Here is an 18,838-nt window from a genome sequence, read left to right on the forward strand (position 1 = left end):
CAGTGCCAGCAGCAAAGGAGGTGGCGCCGGCAGACTGACTCACGCCGTCAGGGATGTGGCCTTACTACGGTCAGTACCGGAACTTTTTAATCGGCCATTTGGGGAGTTTTGCAACCGGCCTTGACACATAGGTGCCACCCGTTTCAAATTCGATTGCCTGCCTGAGATGGGGATTTGATTTCTTGGTAAGAAATTGTGAGATATTGCTAAGGTAGCGACCACTTTGGCCGATATCGCTCCCGACTCCAGCCTCATACAGCCCTTGCTTCACATCTCGGTTGTATATTCTGTCTTCTTGGCTAATTAACTCCAGGAAAGTGCGAAATCGGGGAGTAAGATCGCTAGGACGGGTAAGTGATTCAACAATCCGTTCCTTGACTCAGTGAACTTTTGCGTTTTTGCTTCCAATTATTGTAACTACAGAGGAGCATGGGCTCTGACCTCGAAAGGAGTTGTTGTTAACCATAATAACCCTTCGAGGAGGCCTGAGCCATGCTCCCTGTTGGTAAGGTTAGTATATGCCAAGAGAAAAATGCTGGCCAAGGGGTCGACTGAATGTTTCCAGGGTTTCTTCGACCGATTTACTCTCTATCTCACGGGACCTCGCAACTTGATTAACGCCATTTCTGACCGTAGTTTCGCCGCGGATGGCGCGTTCAAACTTCAGAACACCGACCGTCTGCCTGTCTCTGCCAGTATAGTAATCTCCTTCCAAGAGCCTTCCACCACCTCGAACGTAAAGTCTAGCAGCCCCTCGATGCGTGTGCATTGTGTGTCCGGCGGTCGCTAATGGCTCGTTCAAGTATTCGTAGCAGAGGAGGACACCAGTGGCACTTTCTAGAAGCACTCCTGCAATTGAGCTAGTAGACTTGGAGCGGGCAGTCTCTAGCTGCACACTTATTCCGGTCCAAGTCTGTCGTATAGTGAGAGTAGCATCCTTCTTTGCAGCATGGTCATCAAACGAAGAGGTGCAATGCCCATGCCAAGTACCGTTGAGGTCGGGGGTCTGGACCAGCCTAATCGTTCGGGCCAGCAGGCATTTCCAGATATACCTGTCGAAAAGCCCATAGAACAGGCCATAGAATCCTATGACTGATGGTGCACCAAACCACCATGGGGGACTCACGTGTGTGACTACCAAGAGTGTGCTGACTCCCCACGATAGCAGGACACTCGTCACGGCAATATAAAGAGGTACTACCATTCTTTCCTTGGAATCGGTGGCGTATGGATGCATATTCTTCACCAGTCATTCCAAAGTTGTATCAGGGCCCGTACAAGGTTTCTGGCGCTGGACACTGACCATTGTTCAGGAGTATTGCCGAACAGCGCCAACTGCTCATTCTGCGCGACAAAGGCTTCATAATCAACGCCGTTGAGAAAATTCACGGCATTGTAGAAGGTGTCCTGGCAGCTGCTGCTAAAGTTGGAGTCGGAGACATTGTAGAGTAGGCACTCCAAGAAGTACGATGGCGCCAAATCAGGCGAAATATGGTTGTGGGTTTCAAGATAGTTTCGTGCATTCTTGAACATCCTCACCGTGGGTTTATACCTGTTGGTGGTGTTCTGGTGTTTCTTGATGCCATTGGCAAGGTGAATTTTGGGATAGTTTATGACTTGTCGATGTTCGTTGCGGGTCCAAAAAGTCATCCCTTCTACACACACGGAGAGGTTCTTATAGTTCAGATATCGGGCGCATACGACAACATCTGCGGGCAAGCGTCCACTTCCACCTTTCACTTTGATGCACTTGTTTCCTTCAGTGATAGTCTGTGCGCTATAGCAATCTTTTAGAGCTTGTAGCACATCGAGGTTGAAATCAGGCCAATCATAGGAGGCCGGGGATAGTCCCAGATCGTCTTTTTGCTTCTCAGACAGGTTGCTGTAGAAAGTCGAGTTAAGCTGAGCCACCAAATCGACATCCATGTCCCCGCGAATGTTGGTGCTGTTTTTATACGAGCCCTGAAGGTAGACTTCGTATTCAACGCTATCTGGCCATTCGTAGGAACTCAGAGCATTTCGTATAGACTCATGGGTACTCTTAGCAGTAGATACTGCACCTTGGTGAGACCAAGTCTCCAATTGAGATTCTGGAATTCCCATTTTTCTCACCTCCTCCGTACGCACTCTTGCCAGTTGACGTGAATTGCCTAACCAGCCACCGCCTTTACGAGGACGTAACGTATGACGAATACGGATCTGGCCATGCTTAAGCTGCCATTGCTCATTGGGCTATTAGGGATGTTGCGGGGTAGTGGTGTGAGTGGGAATTACAGCAAGCTTTTCCATTATTCGCTACCGCCATGAGGTTCCCCTTCCTCCTATACACCAGACTTCCATCCGTTTGACACGTACTGGCATAGTTGGTAGTATCTGGGCGTAGAAGTAAGACGAAATGGGGTGGTTCTGTTGCTCAAGAGAACCGGTATCATGAGAAGGGTGGATAAACCCTCTGCTTCGCTTTTTACACCATTCTACCGGACACTACTGGCGCTCTTCGATAGGTACTCATGACATGATGTGCTATCTATCTCTCGCCAATTCAAGGTGGGTGCCCCTTACTTATCCCGGTTGATGGCGGTACCGTAACCCTCTTCGGCCAGCGCCCTTAAGAGGGCGTGCTCCCTCCTCCCGTCAACTATGTCCACCCTTGGGACTCCTCCCTCCAGGGCACGCAAGGCAGCCTCGGCCTTGGGCAGCATCCCACCGCAGATAATCCCCCTTGCTGTGAGGTCCCGGATCCCCCCAGCGTCGAGTGCCGGCAGGATCCTGAGCCGCTCTCTGTCCCCCGCTACACCCGGAACATCAGTGAGCATGACTAGCCTGTCCGCCTTCAAGGCCATAGCCAGCGCCCCGCCAACCGTATCGGCATTGATGTTGTAGGTGTGCCCGTCACGGCCTCTTCCCATGGGAGACACCACGCCGATGTGCCCTCCCACTGTTCTTGCTTCAAATACCTCCCGGTCAATTGCCTCTACCTCACCAACATACCCCAGTCCCGGGATGGGGTGTCTTCGGGCGCAGGTGAGCCCGTGGTTACCCTTAAGACCCACAGCCCTTGCCCCAGCCGCCCTTATGAGGGATACAAGGTCCGAGTTCACCTGGTCCAATGCCCGCTCCACCACCTCCAGGACGGCCATGTCCGTAACCCTGAGGCCATCTATGAAACGGCCTTCAATGCCCGCTTGCTGCAATGCCCGCCCGATTACCGGGCCGCCGCCATGCACCACCGCCAGGCGCACTCCTGCCCTCCACAGGGCCGTGAGATCCTCCGCCATAGCAGCCTTCAGGGCTTCACTCACCATGGCGTGCCCCCCGTACTTCACCACCACAATGCCTCCGTACCCGGCTCCAAGGGATCCAGGGGCCTCCCCTGAGGGGGTGGCCCCTGGAAACACAGCACCCATGGGTGTAACCTCCAGTGATGTCATGGGAAGATGGAAATGGCCTTCAGCCCAGCGCACTCCGCCAGTCCAAAGAGGATATTCATGTTCTGCACTGCCTGGCCGGCCGCTCCTTTGACAAGGTTGTCTATGGCAGCGATGACGATGAGCATCCCAGTGTTCTCGTCAACCCTTACTGCTACGTGGCAGTTGTTCGACCCCAGCACGTGTTTCGTGCTGGGCAGGCTGCCATTAAGCACCTCAACAAAGGGCTCCCCCTTGTAGAAGCTCATGTAGATCTCAGTCGCCTCTTCCTGGGAGAGATCCCTGGAGCACTGGATGTAGATGGTGCAGAGGATGCCCCTGGTCACCGGGGCAATGTGGGGAGTGAAGCACGCACTCACAGGGCGGCCCGCGATGAAACCCATCTCCTGGATCATCTCTGGCAGGTGGCGGTGCCCCCCCACCCCGTAGGGCGTCATGTTCTCGTTGACCTCAGAGAAGTGAACCTGAAGGGACAGGGCTCTGCCGGCCCCCGATACGCCGGACTTGGCGTCTATAACCATGGGCCGGCCGTCTAGCAGTCCCGCCTTCAGCAGTGGCGCCACGCCTAGAATCGCTGCCGTGGGATAGCAGCCTGGGTTTGCCACGAGCCGGCGCCCCCCGATGTCATCCCTGTGGAGTTCAGGCAGCCCGTACTCGGCCTCATCGAGAAGGTGAGGGCATGCGTGGGTCTCACCATACCACTTGCGGAACATCTCTGGGTCCTTCAGGCGGAAGTCTGCGCCAAGATCGACCACACGGGCCCCAGCCTCGAGCACCTTGGGCACAATCTCCATGGCGTGCCCCGGCGGGAGACAGAAGAACACCACATCCGAATCCCGGCCAATCACCTCTATATCAGGTGTCTCGCACTCCATGGTAACCTTGCGGTTCAGGTGGGGATACACCTGGCCCATGGACACCCCCGCATAGGATTCCGATGCCAGGTGGCAGAGCCTAACCCCAGGGTGCACCGAAAGGATCCTCACCAGTTCCTGGCCGGCGTAACCCGTGGCCCCAATTACACTTGCCTTCAGCATGCATGACTCCCTCCCCTGGGACTAGTCACTTACTCATTAATATAGGCGTAATTGCATCTTTATGCAAGCCTGTTTGCACTCCCTTGACCGCGTCAAGAAGGCCCCGGGCAGTATCCAAGGAGGTAAGGCACGGGATTCCCATCTCTGCGGCCGCCCTGCGCCAGCGGTAGCCATGGGTTTCATGGTTCATGCCCTTGGTGGGGGTGATGATGGCCAGGTCTATGCTTCCCTGGGAAATGCAGTGGAGCACAGAACCCGGTTCCTCCCCCTCTTTACGCAGTTCCTCAACCTGGACTCCCGCCGATCGCAGCGCCATGGCAGTATTACCCGCGGCCTTCACGCGAAACCCCAGGGACGAAAACCCCTCCAGGATCCGTATCGCATCTCCCTTGTCCTTGCCGGCCGTCGCCGCGAACACAGAGCCGCCAGGCTCCAGCCCGACATTGGCCCCGAGGAGGGCCTTGAAGAGAGCCGTGGGAAAGTCCTTTCCCCGCCCCATGACTTCACCCGTGGATTTCATCTCGGGCCCCACGTGGGGGTCGACCCTTCCCAGCTTGGCAAAGGAGAAAACGGGCGCCTTGACGTAGACATCCCCGGGGGAGGGCCACACCCCGGGGGAGAGCCCTTGATTCCTCAGGGTCTCTCCCAGCATGACCCTGACAGCCACATCCACCGCTTTAAGGCCGGTTGCCTTGCTCAAGAAGGGTACTGTCCGGCTTGCCCGGGGGTTTGCCTCCAGGACGTAAACCACCCCACTATACACCACGAATTGCAGGTTTATGAATCCAAGGATGGAAAGCGCACTGGATATAACCTTGGTGTAGTGCAGGATCGTGTCCATGTGGACACTTGGCAGGCTCTGTGCGGGATACACGGTGATACTGTCCCCTGAGTGAACCCCGGCCCTCTCCAGGTGCTCCATGACCCCGATCACCAGCACATCTTCGCCGTCCCCGATGGCGTCCACCTCCACCTCAAGACCAGGGATGTAGCGATCCACCAGTACAGGGTGGTGTGGAGACACCCTGGCAGCCCTCCCCATATACCCGGCAAGTTCTCCGGGCCCGCGCACGATCTCCATGGCACGCCCCCCCAGCACGTAGGAGGGCCTAACCACCACAGGGTAGCCAATCTTTTCAGCTATGGCCAGGGCCTCCCCGGGGGAACGTCCTGTTCCTCCAGGGGGCGTGGGAACCTCCAATTCCTGGAGAAGGCTGTGAAAGCGCTCCCGGTCCTCGGCGAGATCCACATGCTCCACCGGTGTTCCCAGGATCCTAATCCCGGCCTGGTCTAAAGGAGCCGCCAGGTTGATGGCGGTCTGCCCGCCGCACTGCACTATGACTCCCCGAGGACGCTCCTTCCGGCACACCGCCAGTATGTCCTCAACGGTCAGAGGCTCGAAGTACAGGCGGTCGGCTACATTGTAGTCAGTACTTACGGTTTCGGGGTTGTTGTTGATGATGACCGCCCTGATCCCCTGGCGCTGCAGCGACCAGACGGCATGCACAGAGCAGTAATCAAACTCAATGCCCTGACCTATGCGGATGGGCCCCGATCCCAGCACCAAGACGCTCCCGCCCTCAGGGTCCTGGGCCTCATCCTCCGTCTCGTAGGCAGAGTAGAAGTAAGGAGTCACCGCCTCGAACTCCGCCGCGCAAGTATCGACCATCTTGTAGACCGGCCTTAACTGGAGGTTCTCCCTGAGAAGGCGAATGCTGGTCTCCGTGAGGCCCGCAAGCCTGGCAAGGGTGGCGTCGGAGAAGCCCAGGCGCTTCGCCTCCAGGAGAGTCTCGGGGTCAGGCAGCCCCGGGCTTATCTTGGCCTCCGCCATGGTGATCCGCCGTATCTTCCACAGGAAGAAAGGGTCGATGCCGGTCCTCCTTGAGACCTCATCCACGCCTAAGCCCCTGCGAAATGCTGCCGCCAGGAGCCACAGGCGCTCGTCATCGGCAACCTCGATTCGCTTTAGGATCCCCTGGGTGGTCCAGGAGGCCTCATCTGGGTGGAACAGGTCGGCCCCGCTGCCCTCCAGGGACCTCAGCGCCTTCAGAAGCGCAGGCTCGAAGCCGCGTCCTATGGCCATGACCTCTCCCGTGGCCTTCATCTGGGTCCCCAAGGTCCTGTCCGCGGTGGGGAACTTGTCAAAGGGCCATCGTGGGACCTTTAGCACCACATAATCCAAGGCTGGCTCGAAACCCGCGCAGGTGGTACCGGTTACGGGGTTTGGGATCTCGTCCAGGGCATACCCAATGGCGATCTTCGTGGCCACCTTGGCGATGGGGTAACCCGTGGCCTTGGAAGCCAGGGCGCTGGACCTGCTTACCCTGGGGTTCACCTCAATCACGTGGTAGTCTGAGCCATGGGGGTTCAGGGCAAACTGGACGTTGCAGCCACCCTCTATTCCGAGGTCACTGATGATGGCAAAGGCCGCAGATCGCAGCATCTGGTGCTCTCCATCGGACAGGGTCTGGCTCGGGGCCACCACTATGCTGTCCCCGGTATGTACCCCCATGGGATCCAGGTTCTCTATGTTGCACACAGCGACGCAGTTGCCCTTGCCATCCCTCATGACCTCGTATTCTATCTCCTTGTGGCCAACCAGGCTCTTCTCCACAAGCACCTGCCGGGTTGGGCTTGCCCTGAGGCCCCGCGCGGCAAGGCGCCGTAGTTCCTGGGGGTCCCTGGCCAAGCCTCCCCCTGTGCCCCCCAGGGTATAGGCGGGGCGCACCACAACGGGAAGGCCTATGGAACCAGCCGCATCGAGCACAGCCTCGACAGATGTACATATCTCGCTGGGAGGGACTGGCTGTCCCAAGTCACGCATGGTGTCCCGGAAGGCCTCCCTGTCCTCACCCCGGACTATGGCATCCAGGGGTGTTCCCAGGAGGCTCACCCCGTATCTCTCCAGGACCCCCTTCTTAGCCAGTTCTACCGCCAGGTTGAGCCCTGTCTGGCCGCCTAGGGTAGCGAGCAAGCCCTGGGGCCTCTCCCTGGCGATGATAGCCTCTGCGTACTGGCAGTTTAAAGGCTCAAGGTAGACGCGGTCGGCCACACCGGTGTCCGTCATGATGGTAGCCGGGTTTGAGTTATGAAGGACGACCTTGATGCCTTCCTCCCTCAGGGCAGCGCAGGCTTGGGTGCCAGCGTAGTCAAACTCCGCCGCCTGGCCTATTACGATGGGGCCAGACCCAATCACCATGACCTTGTCCAGATTCAAGCCTTCATTCCTCCCCCTGTCCCTATCAAAAAGGCGGCCTCTCAGGGGAGGTTCCCCGAGACTTGCCGCCCTGTTCATGATTATAACTATCTGTGTATAATCATGCAACTGTTTCTATGAATTCCTGCCTCTGTGAATTCCGGCCCGGTTGTGCGAACCCTTGGTTGGAGGACCTGGACAATCCCCGGGTCCTTCAGAAGCAGTACCCAAAACGTTAATGTTACCAAGGATGGCTGAACCTCTTGAGAGACCCCTCCTGGGTGCGTTTTGAGTTCAAACTCGCCCATTCCCAGTTGTGGGTCTCCCTCCCTCCTACCAAAAACCTTTATCCTGATCTACTTTACTCCAAACGACAGCCTCTCCGCTGGTGAGTGGCAATCTACTACTCATCGTAGATACGCTTAAGCTGTTGAAGCCTGCATTCCCGGCCGAATACTCCACTCTTTCGGGCAACCTGTGGCGCCTTTTCGGGTGAGCCCTTTCCATCCTACCTCACTAGGGGGTAGGTTTTTGGGGGCAAAGGCCCATAAAGCTCAGGTATGCATTGGAGTCGAATAGCAGTATCACCACTCGCTTCAGGGGACCTGGGTCAGAAAAGCCGATGATCTCCTCCAGCATCACCCGGCCCGCCTCCTCCAGTGAAAACCCTCCAACTCCAGTTCCCAGCGCCGGAAAGGCAATGCTGCCGACACCCAGCTCCACAGCCCTCTCCAGGCTTGCCCGGGTGGATCTCCTGATGTACTCCTCGCTTGTTCTGAGATCCTCGCCCATGGTAACTGCGTGGATCACATGCCGTGCCTTCAGAGCGCCAGCTCCCGTTGCCACGGCGTCACCCACAGCTATGGGGCCCTTTGAGACCGCCTCCCGTTCGATCTCGGTCCCACCCTTACGCTTGATGGCCCCCGCCACACCGCCACCCATCCAGAGGTGGTTGTTGGCAGCGTTAACAATGGCATCCACATCAGCTTCTGTAAGATCGCCAACTCCCACCTGGATCTCTAGAGGGCCTGACCTGAATGTCTTCCCTTCCAAGCGAACAGCCCCCCCACAGGCCTTTACGTGCCCATCTTCCAGGAACCCATGTACTCCCGCTGAGATTCCGTAAGTTCTTCGACCCTCATGCCCATGGCCAGCATCTTGAGCCGGGCGACCTCCCGGTCAATCTCCAGGGGCACACCATATACCCTATTCTCCAGGGCGGGCCTCTCCTTCACCAACCACTCCACAGCGAGCGCCTGGTTGGCGAAACTCATGTCCATGACCTCGGCCGGGTGCCCCTCGGCGGCCGCCAGGTTTATGAGCCTCCCATCACCCAGCACATACAGGCGCCTGCCATCAGGCATCTCGTACTCAGACACACCCTCCCTGACCCCAGGAGACCGCCGGGCCACTCCAGCGAGGGCCTCTACATCTATCTCCACATCGAAGTGCCCGGAATTGGCCAGTATGGCACCGTCCTTCATAAGGCCAAAGTGGCGGGTGTCAATCACGCCCCTGTTCCCTGTGACGGTAACGAAGACATCCCCCACAGATGCCGCCTCTTCCATCGAACCCACCTGGTATCCGTCCATGGCTGCCTCCAGCGCCCGTAACGGGTCTGCCTCAACCACCATAACCCGGGCACCCATGCCGCGGGCCCTGGACGCAAGGCCCTTGCCGCACCAGCCGTACCCTGCCACCACGAAGACCCTGCCAGCCAGCAGGATGTTGGTGGCCCTCAGGATGCCGTCTATGGTGGACTGCCCTGTGCCGTACCGGTTGTCGAACATATGCTTGGTGAGGGCGTCGTTCACGGCGATTATGGGGTAGCGCAGGGCTCCGTCCTCGGCCATGGCCCGAAGGCGGTTGACACCCGTGGTGGTCTCTTCCGTGCCTGCCATGACCTCCGAGGACCACTGGGACGTCTCACCGTGAAGCGCGGCCACCAAGTCGGCGCCGTCATCCATGGTGACGTGGGGTTTCGTGGAGGCCACAGCCCGCACGTGCCGGTAGTAGGTGTTGTTGTCCACACCCCTTTGGGCGTGGACCTCAATGGAGAAACTCTCTCTGAGGGCCAGGGCCACATCGTCCTGAGTACTCAGGGGGTTTGACGCGCATAGCGCAACCTGGGCCCCACCGTCCTTGAGTGCCAGCATCAAGTTAGCCGTCTCGGTGGTCACGTGAAGACAAGCCCCCAGCCTAATACCCTCCAGGGGCCTCTCCTCAGCAAAGCGGTGCCTGATGGCTGATAGCACCGGCATCCGCCGGGCAGCCCACTCAATGCGACCCTCGCCCTTGACCAGTAGATCCATAGTAACACCCCTTTTTGTGAGCAAAAGCAGCGCCACTAGTCTTCCGCCGGGAACCGCCACGCATTCCCAGCCACGAAGTGGGCTTCGACACGGGCATTTCATTTCCTCCACACGAAGGTCCTGGGGGGCTCAGGCCAGAAGTGTTCGCTTGAGGGGTGTTACCGGTGTGGGGGTGGCAAGATGGCTCTTTGCCAGGGGACGAAGGTGTCCTTCGTGCGGGAGGCTCTGCCCCAAGGATGGCCTAGCCTTCAAGCGCTTCCTATCCCGGAGGGAGGATGGCAACGCACCAAGAAGAAACTGGCAAGGTTTCACCGGCGCATTGCGAATCAAAGACTAAACTACCAACACAAGATGACGACCGAGATTGCCCGTACCTACCGCGTTGTAGGCGTTGAAAACCTCAATGTGGCCGGGATGTTGAGGAATCATCGTCTGGCGCTCTCTATTGCAGACGCGGGGTTTGGCGAGATTCATAGGCAGCTACGATACAAGAGCGAGTGGTACGGCGGCGTCTTGGTGAAAGTTGACCGGTTCTTTCCGTCAAGTAGCCTGTGTCTTAAGTGTGGGACTATTAAGGATGACTTGACACTGAATGACCGAACATTTGTTTGTGAGTGCGGTTACACCGCAGGCAGAGATTGGAATGCCGCCTTTAACATTGAGGCGGAAGCGTTAAGAATCCATACTGGCCGGAGTGGGTTCACGGACAGTCTAAACGGGCGTGGACGGGATGTAAGACTTTTCGGAGCAATCCTGGATGAAGCGTCAAAATTGGCCGAAGAGAGGCGGCCTTCCAAACTTGCGGTTTAGGTAGGTTTGGTAAACCAGGCTCTGATGCTTCTCGTAATTGACAACTATGACTCGTTTACCTACAACCTCGTTCAGTTCCTCGGCGAGCTTGGTGCCGCTGTCCGCGTCTTCCGCAACAACCGCCTGACAGATGAGGAGGTGCTGCATCTTGCCCCCAGGCAGATTATCATTTCCCCCGGCCCCGGCACGCCTGACGACGCCGGCATATCCACGGAGGTAATCCGGACCTGTGCAGGAAAAGTTCCCATCCTGGGCATCTGTCTTGGCCACCAGTGCCTGGGACAGGCTTACGGGGGCCGCATCGTCAGGGCCGAACGGCTGGTTCACGGCAAAACCTCACCTATCCATCATGATGGTCAGGGCGTGTTTGCCGGGTTGCCGTCGCCTTTTGTCGCCACACGCTATCACTCCCTGCTGGTAGAGCGGGGCACCCTGCCGGACTGCCTGGAAATAACTGCCGAAACAGAGGCCGGTGAAATCATGGGGCTCCGGCACAAATCCATTCCCTGCCTGGAAGGGGTACAGTTCCATCCGGAATCAATTCTCACCGCGCACGGGATGGAGCTGCTTGCCAACTTTCTCGCGTTTAAGGGTTAAGGAGGCTGTTTCCTTGTCGTTGCCTAAACCGCTTGTCCGGGAGCTTCCCTTGTTGCTTGCTCCTGAACAACTGTTTTCTTTGTTTTTGGCCGACTACTGCTCTTTCTGGCTGGACAGCAGCCTGCCCGGCGGCAGGATGGGACGCTTTTCCTTTATGGGCAGCAACCCGTTTCTGTACTTTAAGACTTACGGCAACACGGCTCTGGTGGAGGAAAGTGGACGTTTAACCTCTTTCCGGGAGCGTCCTTTCCGGATGCTGCGCGAATTGCTGGCCCGTTTTCGGACAGAGCCGGGAGAGTTGCCGTTTCTGGCCGGCGCGGTAGGCTTTTTTTCCTACGACCTGGGGAGAATGACTGAAAAATTGCCGGACCTGACCGCCGATGACCTCAACGTACCTGACATTTGTCTGGGCTTTTATGACCGTGTACTGGTGATTGACCACGAAGCGCACCGTCTTTACCTCTCGGCCACCGGGCTGCCGCTGGCAGGCGCAACTGCGAAAGCCAAAGCCCTGGCGGACCTTGATGAGCTGGCCGGGCGTATCGTGGCCGCCGGCACGGCTCCAGACAGCGACCCCTGGCTTGGGCCGAAGGTATCGGCGGGGGAAATCAGCCGCTGTTTTACAGAGTCCGCTTACCGGCAAGCGGTGCTGAAGGCCAAGGAATATATCGCAGCCGGAGATATTTACCAGGTGAACGTGACACAGCGCTTTTCCGCTCCGCTGAAAACAACGCCCTACCAGCTGTACCGCCGCCTGCGGCAGGCCAGTCCGGCGCCCTTTGCCGCCTATCTTGATTGCAGCGATGACCTGCGGCTGCTTTCTTCCTCACCGGAAAGGTTCCTGCTGCTGAGAGACGGGCAGGTGGAGACGCGCCCGATCAAGGGAACCAGGCCACGGGGCCGGACAGCGGAGGAAGACCGGGAAAGGCGGCGGGAACTGCTGGCAAGCGAAAAGGACCGCGCCGAGCTGGTCATGATTGTTGACCTGGAGCGGAACGACCTAGGCCGGGTTTGCTCCTACGGGACGGTCCGAGTGCCGGAGCTGCTTACCCTGGAGGAATACGCCACCGTTTTCCATCTCGTTTCCACGGTGTGCGGGGCGCTGGCTCCGGGTAAAGACGTGGTCGACCTGCTGAAAAGTACATTCCCGGGCGGCTCCATTACCGGAGCGCCCAAGATCCGGGCCATGGAAATAATCGAAGAGCTGGAGCCGGTGCGCCGCGGCGTCTATACCGGGGCTATTGGTTACCTCGGCTTTGACGGACGGGCCGACCTAAACATTGCTATCCGCACCATGGTCAATAAGGGCGACCATGTTTACCTGCAGGTGGGCGGCGGCATTGTCGCCGACTCCGACCCCCGCCTGGAATACGAAGAAACACTGCACAAAGCGCGGGGCATGCTGAAAAGCCTGGGCGTTGACCGTTTCCCGGAGGAAGAAATTTAACAGGAGTGGTGCCGGCAAATGCAGGAATCATTTTATTATTTCAACGGCCGGCTGCTTCCACCAAAGGACTGCGCGCTGCCGGCGGGCGACCGTTCTTACCTGCTGGGGGACGGTCTTTTCGAAACAATCCTGGTTCTGGAGGGCCGTCCCGTTTTCCTGGCGGAACACCTGGCCCGGCTCACCGCTTCCGCCGCTTTCCTCGGGTATGCTCTGCCGCCCGCGGAACAACTGGCCGCAGCTGTCAGCCTGCTGATAAACAAAAACTCCCTGCAAGAGGGAGCACTCCGGCTTACTGTTTCACCGGCCGCAAGCAATGGCTTGCTGGCCGCCCAAAACAGCGTTTTAAACATCACCATCACCTGTCGTTCCGGTCCGCCATACAGTGCTGACCTTTATCAGCGCGGCTTCCGGGCCGTCATCGCCGCTGCTACACGTCGCAATGAGCATTCTCCCCTGGCCCGGCACAAAACAACCAATTTCCTGGACAACGTGCTGGCGCGCCGGGAAGCGGCCGCGGCCGGCGCCGACGAGGCCCTGTTGCTGAACACCGCCGGTAATTTGTGCGAATCTGCGACCGCCAACCTGTTTCTAGTCTGCGGCGGCAAGGTACTGACCCCGCCAGTCACGGACGGAGCCCTGCCCGGCATTGTCCGCGCCAAAATCCTGACGCTCTGCCCGCAGCTTTGCCTCCGGGCACTGGAGCGGTCACTTGCCCCGGCTATTCTGCAGGAAGCTGACGAAGCGTTCCTGACCAACTCCCTGCTCGGTGTCATGCCGCTGGTCAGCGTGGACGCCAGTCCGGTAGGAGACGGCACGCCCGGCCCCCTTACCCGCCACATTGAAACTGAATACAGGAGGCAACTACAGCTCTCCCCCGCTTAGAAACAGTGTCTTTTTAGGGGACTGCAAATTTGCCCATGCTTCATTTTCCTACTGCCTTAACCATCCAGTGACCTATCCTCATTCGAGTGGGCAGTGAGGCTAATGGCCGCGCGCTATCCGGAGGCAGACTGGCAGTACCTTCACAGGGAGGCAGCGTCTCGGGAAACCCTGGAGGAGGCTGTGCGTGTGCAGCGGGAGGCCAAGCGAATCCTGCGGCGCCTTCAAGGGGGAAACTCCTGAGGATGAAACCCTCACAGAAAGGCCTATGCTTAAATGGGTGTGAGGCTTGAATACGCGCCCTCCAGGGTCGCCGTGACTCCTCAAGGTATCCAGGCTCTAGGCTTTCCCGTCCAATCCCTCGTACCTGCTCCGCCCTTTCTCCGCGGCCACCGAGAGGCCCAAGGCCACCAGCGCCACACCGCCCAGGACCATGAACACCGCGCTCAGCCCTGCGCTGTCCGCAAGAAAGCCGGAGAGGAAGACAGCGGCAGCCCCAGCCACGTACTGGATGGAGAAGAAGAGCCCGTAGCAGAGTCCCACGGTGGTGTGGCCTGCGTGCTCCGCTACCATCACCGCCATGACAGGCTGGAGGACGAAGAGCCCAAGGCCAAGCATGAGGAGGCTTAACAGGATAAGGGGGGGCCAGCGGAAGAAGGGCAGGGCCACCACTCCCAGCATTACGCTGGCCATCCCTCCGTAGAGCGCCGAGGCCAGCCCGAACCGGTCCGTCCAGTAGCCGCCAAGTACCTGGCCGGCGATGCCGCAGCCGAACATGAAGGCCGTGAACACGCCGGAAAGCAAGAGCACCTGCCCCACGTCTGTCTGCAGGTACGCGGGAAGGTAGTTGGAGGCCGCGTTGTTCAGTGCCCCGTAGAAGCCGGAGAGTACCAGTGTCCAGAGGAGCATGGCTGAAAGCACCGGGCGCCGCCCATCCCTGGGCAAGGTCTTGGCCACCATGGCTCTCCCGGTTCTCAGCGTAGGCAAGGCAAGGAGTGTAAGCCCTAGGCCAAGGAGGCCCCAGAAAAGGAAGGCCCCCCTCCACCCCGTCCAAGTGGCCACAGCCGCTGTCATAAAGGGGGCGAGCATCATGCCGATATTGCCCCCCGCTCCATGTATGCCCAGGCACCTTCCCCTGTCATCACCACTTGAAACCGTAGAAAGCATAGCGAAACTGGAGGGGTGATACAGTCCGGCCCCCAGGCCCAACACCATGAAGCCCGTGGCCAGGAGGGGGTAGAAGGCCCCCGCGCTGACCACCAGGCATCCAAGACTCGGCAGGGCCATGGAAAGGAGGATCATCACCCTCCACCCCAGCCGGTCCGCCAGGAGGCCGGCGGGGAGCGCCGCCAGGCTGTACGAGACCAGCGCAACACTGACCAGGGCACCAAGGCGGGCGAAGTTTACCCCCATGGATTCCGCTATTGGCGCCAGGAGGGGCGTGAAGAAGAGCATGTAGGAATGGTTCAGGCCGTGGGCGGTGGAGAGCACGGCCAGGCTTCCCCTGGGTGTCCCGGACACTGGATCCCCTCCTGGCAGTCTCGCATGGGCGAGGTCATCACTGAGGGAATTCTCCGGCCCAGCACCATCCCCTCCACCGCCGGCCCACATTCACTGGTCTACGCTAGTTGCCAGCACCTCCACCTCCACCGTCTCCAGGTACGTGTTGGTGAGGGTCAGGGACTGGCCGGGAAACTCGTATTTCACCTTCACTGTCACCGCGGCCTGCACCTGGTATCGCCCCGGCCTCACCCAGGTGACCTCAAACCGTTCGCCGGGGTAGGCCCTGGTCTCGACCACCCGCCCGTGCGGCGGGTCCTGGGCCTCGTAGGTGACCCTGAACTCCGCCGGCCTCCCGGTTATCCATTCAACGGGGCCTAGTATCTCCAGGTCTACCACGGGCGGCACAATTGTCTCGGCCAAGAAGGTATGGACCTCTCCAGCCTGGGCATGCACCTCCCACCGGACCCTCCTCAACGGCCTGTCCCTTGCTGTGATGGATTGGGCGGTTACCTGGTAGGAACCCGTCTCCGAGAACTCCTTGTCGACAACCGTACGTATTCTCTCAGGGTCCTCCTCCGTCATGACACTCCCGTCCCCGAAGTCCCATTCCCAGCGGTCGTGCCGGTGGATCTCTTCCTTCCTGGTGGTTGTATGCTTTGTGATCCGCTGCACCAGGATGCTGGGGATCTCCCCTGGGAAGGCCATCTCCTCACCGCCTGGCGCCTCCAGGGAGGACTCGACTTCTGGCTCTGCCGGTGGCAGTGCTGTGGCCACGAAGCTATACCGCAGTGCCGCGTCTTCCTGAAAATCTCCAAGAGTATCCGGCCCCAGGAGGGGGCTGTGGGCCCTGACCCCCAGGAGTACCCTCTCCACGGTAGACCCCAGGTTCGCCAAGATGGCGGAACCGGTTAGGAGGCCACCTTCGTCCCTCAGTTCTATGTCTACGGGTTCTCCCCTCTCTCCCCCTGACACCGGGACCAGCCACGCCTGGAGTTCCAGGCCCCTCCCGGTCCTCTGGGACTGCGATGAACCCCAGACCTCTACCTGGAGGTCGCCATGCTCGCCCAGGCTCAGGGCATGGTACCGCGGTTCCCATACAGTGGCGTACCCGCCCCCTTTCAACCGGCCCTGCCCGAGAAGGCCACGGCTAATCACCCTCTCGGAGACGGGACGAGGAAAGCCAGTGAGCTCCAGGGTCACGGCCCTCCAGATGGACGGGCTTGTGGTGAGCCAGCCGTGGTTAAGAAAGGGCCCCGTGTAGATGCGAAAGACATCGTCCCGCGCCAGCGGCAGGAAGGCTGAGGATGCCTCCACCCACAGGTCGTTTGGTCCCACCCCTGGCCAGAAACGGGCCCACACGTTCAAGGCCTTGCCCGCCAGGATCACGTAGCGAGGCGCCCTCCGGGCAGACTCTTCCTCCAGGTTGATGTGTTCAAGGAAGTAGTTGCCCAGCACCCTGCCCCCGCCTCCATCCCGGGGGAACACCTCGTGGATCGCAATGAGGCGGTCCACGGCGACACCATCCAGGGGAAAGCCCAGGAGTTCCTCCACCAGGGATAGAAGACCCCTCTTCGCCGGGTCCTCCGCTTCCCGGGCAGCCCATCCCAAAAACCACTTCCCTGCCACGATGCCATAGTGAGCCAGGAGGGACTTGATGTCAGTTACCAGCGGGGGCGGCACCTCAAGCATGGTCTCCCAGAACCCGGGAACCTTGGTGACCGACTTCCGGTAGGCCTCCTGGGCCATGGCCATGGCAATGATCTCATAGTGGGCCCTAGTGAGGTCAGTGCCCTCCGGGGGGCTGCCAGCGGGAAACCCTGAACCCGGGCAGTACCCTGGCTCAACTGGGGGCTCCTGGGCCAGGAGGATGTTGTTCCTGTAGACTCCGGAGCGGGCGCCGGCCAGCCAGGTCTCAAAGGATGAGTACCTAGCCTTGCCAAACTCGTTTTCCACCATGTACTCCTGGTAGAGCCCATCGTACTCCTCCCTGGCCCTCCTGCCAGCGTAGACGAACCCTCCGGGGAACCCACCTGGGGCGCCGTAGAGAGCAGCAGGTCTTAGAAGGTATCGCGCGGTCTTGCCAGGGAGGGCCGCCACCATACCCCGGTTGGGCGGCCCCAGCATCACCACGGTCCCTACATCCCCCGCGTACCTGTGGGAGTTCAGGTGGTAGCGGGCAATGAGACCGCCCATGCCGTGGGTGAGGATGTCCACCTGGCCGGAGCCAGACACCGACTTCGCCGTGGTGATGAGGTCCGCCAGCTCGTGGAAGAGCACAGCGTAGTCCGGGTCCGGGTCGCCGGAGTAGTCCATGGCAAACAGCGTGCGCCCAGGCTCATATCCCGCATCTCTCAGGTGAGCGGCGAACCCCCTCAAGGCAGCACAGTAACCCCAGGTGGATTCGGGGCTGCCCCCGGTGCCGTGCACCAGTATGAGCGGGTTCTGCCCCCTGGCCAAAGCGGGGAACGCCAGAACGCAGAGGACCACCAGGAGGCTTCCCAGCACCACGCGCACTCTCATTCGCGCACACCCCCACATGGCTCATGGTCACTGAACACGGATCTCATCCCTCCTCTTCCAGCCGGCATTATAAACCGCTATCCTGGCCATGTTGGATCGAGCCCTGACCGCTTCAGCCACCTCCTCGCCACCCTCAGCCAGCACCCTGCGCCCGCCCTGTTCCTGGACAGATACTTCGAACCACTCGGAACCGGGAGGCAGGGACCAGGGGCTCCCCGCCCACTCCCCTACCAGGACACCATCCCTCCTCACCTCAAGGAGCCTCAGGGTAGGCCCCCCGGGAAAGCCTGGGAGATCCAACTCGAAGGGAAGGGATGATACCCGGTAGAGCCTGGACTCCAGGGGCAGGCCCCCTCCCCTGAGGAAGTAGGCTACCACCACGCTTTCCCTTCCAGTGGGCAGGTTCTCCGGGATATTCACCGTGAGATCCCCCCTCTCGTGGTCCCAGAAGGCCGCCTCATCTCCCGGCAGCGTTGTCACCCAAGCCCTGCTATCACTCACAGTCACCAGGAGGAACCGCTGGGGCTCCCAAAGCCTTGCCAGCACAGCCGCCAGTGCCAAGCCCACCGCCAAGGCCCACGGTCTCCATCTCAAGTCCTCTCCTCCTCGTAGATGCCCAGGTTATACAGGCGTATTCTCCCCTCCCCCAGGGCGCCTTCCCAGTGGCACCCAGGCTCCAGCACTAGTTCCTCACCCCCCCCCAACCCAAGCCTGACCCCGCCGCTGCGGCTAACAGCCCTCACCACCAGCCAAGGAGCCACCTCTGGCCATGCCTGCCCTGGAAGAGACAGCCTCTCCTCCCCCCGGTGGGAGGCGCCCGTCTCCCCCAGGTGCACCCTGGTGATGTGGAGCCCGGGACAGCCCGGAAGCCTCACGGCCCACCCCCGGCGCGGCGCGCCCGTGGCAGGGACTCGCCCCCCCAGCTCCCATACCAGTGGCCCCTCGTCAAGACCCTCACTCATCCCCCCCTCGTAGGTCATCACCAGGAGGCACACCCTGGGCGTACCGGAAACCCAGAGTGCCAGTGTAATGGCCAGTAGAACCGCGGGAATCACCACTCGCACCCCACTGCCTCCTTCCAGTTATTCCCATCTCAACGACAGGTTTCG

The 18,838-nt window shown here is 59.8% G+C and carries 16 protein-coding genes; 5 read left to right on the forward strand and 11 right to left on the reverse strand.

Annotated features, from left to right (window positions below; all coding sequences use genetic code 11):
- Positions 1-511: 511 nt before the first annotated feature.
- From AB1576_07055 to ahcY, 7 genes are all read right to left on the reverse strand, one after another.
- Complete coding sequence (locus AB1576_07055) at positions 512-1,237, reverse strand: hypothetical protein (protein MEW6081517.1); 726 nt, start codon at positions 1,235-1,237, stop codon at positions 512-514.
- 5 nt (positions 1,238-1,242) lie between these two features.
- Positions 1,243-2,103 (reverse strand): nucleotidyltransferase, encoded by an 861-nt coding sequence (locus AB1576_07060; protein MEW6081518.1) that lies wholly within the window; start codon positions 2,101-2,103, stop codon positions 1,243-1,245.
- A gap of 455 nt (positions 2,104-2,558) precedes the next feature.
- The gene (argB, locus tag AB1576_07065) at positions 2,559-3,407 is read right to left on the reverse strand and encodes an acetylglutamate kinase (protein ID MEW6081519.1); all 849 of its coding nucleotides are present in this window, start codon (positions 3,405-3,407) and stop codon (positions 2,559-2,561) included.
- 20 nt (positions 3,408-3,427) lie between these two features.
- A complete protein-coding gene (gene argC, locus AB1576_07070) occupies positions 3,428-4,465 on the reverse strand; it encodes an N-acetyl-gamma-glutamyl-phosphate reductase (protein MEW6081520.1) in 1,038 nt (345 codons plus the stop codon).
- Between the two features lie 25 nt (positions 4,466-4,490).
- Positions 4,491-7,682: a carbamoyl-phosphate synthase large subunit gene (gene carB, locus AB1576_07075; GenBank protein ID MEW6081521.1), complete on the reverse strand. Its 3,192-nt coding sequence runs from the start codon at positions 7,680-7,682 to the stop codon at positions 4,491-4,493.
- A 495-nt stretch (positions 7,683-8,177) separates the two neighbouring features.
- On the reverse strand, positions 8,178-8,714 hold the full coding sequence (locus AB1576_07080) for a macro domain-containing protein (protein ID MEW6081522.1): 537 nt from the start codon (positions 8,712-8,714) through the stop codon (positions 8,178-8,180).
- Positions 8,715-8,737: 23 nt separating this feature from the next.
- Entirely contained in the window at positions 8,738-9,973 is a 1,236-nt protein-coding gene (gene ahcY / locus AB1576_07085) for an adenosylhomocysteinase (GenBank protein MEW6081523.1), read from the reverse strand.
- A gap of 180 nt (positions 9,974-10,153) precedes the next feature.
- Here ahcY and AB1576_07090 point away from each other — a divergent pair, with 180 nt between their 5' ends.
- The 5 genes from AB1576_07090 (at position 10,154) to AB1576_07110 (ending at position 13,949) form a co-directional block, all read left to right on the forward strand.
- The gene (locus tag AB1576_07090) at positions 10,154-10,783 is read left to right on the forward strand and encodes a transposase (protein ID MEW6081524.1); all 630 of its coding nucleotides are present in this window, start codon (positions 10,154-10,156) and stop codon (positions 10,781-10,783) included.
- A 24-nt stretch (positions 10,784-10,807) separates the two neighbouring features.
- Positions 10,808-11,380: an aminodeoxychorismate/anthranilate synthase component II gene (locus AB1576_07095; protein ID MEW6081525.1), complete on the forward strand. Its 573-nt coding sequence runs from the start codon at positions 10,808-10,810 to the stop codon at positions 11,378-11,380.
- A 13-nt stretch (positions 11,381-11,393) separates the two neighbouring features.
- A complete protein-coding gene (gene pabB, locus AB1576_07100) occupies positions 11,394-12,827 on the forward strand; it encodes an aminodeoxychorismate synthase component I (protein ID MEW6081526.1) in 1,434 nt (477 codons plus the stop codon).
- An 18-nt stretch (positions 12,828-12,845) separates the two neighbouring features.
- On the forward strand, positions 12,846-13,709 hold the full coding sequence (locus AB1576_07105; GenBank protein MEW6081527.1) for an aminotransferase class IV: 864 nt from the start codon (positions 12,846-12,848) through the stop codon (positions 13,707-13,709).
- Between the two features lie 102 nt (positions 13,710-13,811).
- Positions 13,812-13,949, forward strand: coding sequence for a hypothetical protein (locus AB1576_07110; GenBank protein MEW6081528.1), 138 nt, complete (start codon positions 13,812-13,814; stop codon positions 13,947-13,949).
- A 96-nt stretch (positions 13,950-14,045) separates the two neighbouring features.
- Here AB1576_07110 and AB1576_07115 read toward each other — a convergent pair whose 3' ends face one another.
- From AB1576_07115 to AB1576_07130, 4 genes are all read right to left on the reverse strand, one after another.
- Positions 14,046-15,227: an MFS transporter gene (locus AB1576_07115; GenBank protein ID MEW6081529.1), complete on the reverse strand. Its 1,182-nt coding sequence runs from the start codon at positions 15,225-15,227 to the stop codon at positions 14,046-14,048.
- A gap of 90 nt (positions 15,228-15,317) precedes the next feature.
- Positions 15,318-17,729 (reverse strand): hypothetical protein, encoded by a 2,412-nt coding sequence (locus AB1576_07120; protein ID MEW6081530.1) that lies wholly within the window; start codon positions 17,727-17,729, stop codon positions 15,318-15,320.
- A 27-nt stretch (positions 17,730-17,756) separates the two neighbouring features.
- Positions 17,757-18,323, reverse strand: a complete 567-nt coding sequence (locus AB1576_07125) for a hypothetical protein (protein ID MEW6081531.1) — start codon at positions 18,321-18,323, stop codon at positions 17,757-17,759.
- Positions 18,320-18,793 carry a hypothetical protein gene (locus tag AB1576_07130; protein MEW6081532.1) on the reverse strand — a complete coding sequence of 158 codons (474 nt, stop codon included), beginning with the start codon at positions 18,791-18,793 and terminating at the stop codon, positions 18,320-18,322. Before AB1576_07130 ends, AB1576_07125 begins: the two co-directional genes overlap by 4 nt.
- Positions 18,794-18,838: the final 45 nt, after the last annotated feature.

This window comes from Bacillota bacterium, assembly GCA_040754315.1.
In the GTDB taxonomy this organism is placed as follows: domain Bacteria; phylum Bacillota; class Sulfobacillia; order DUSP01; family JBFMCS01; genus JBFMCS01.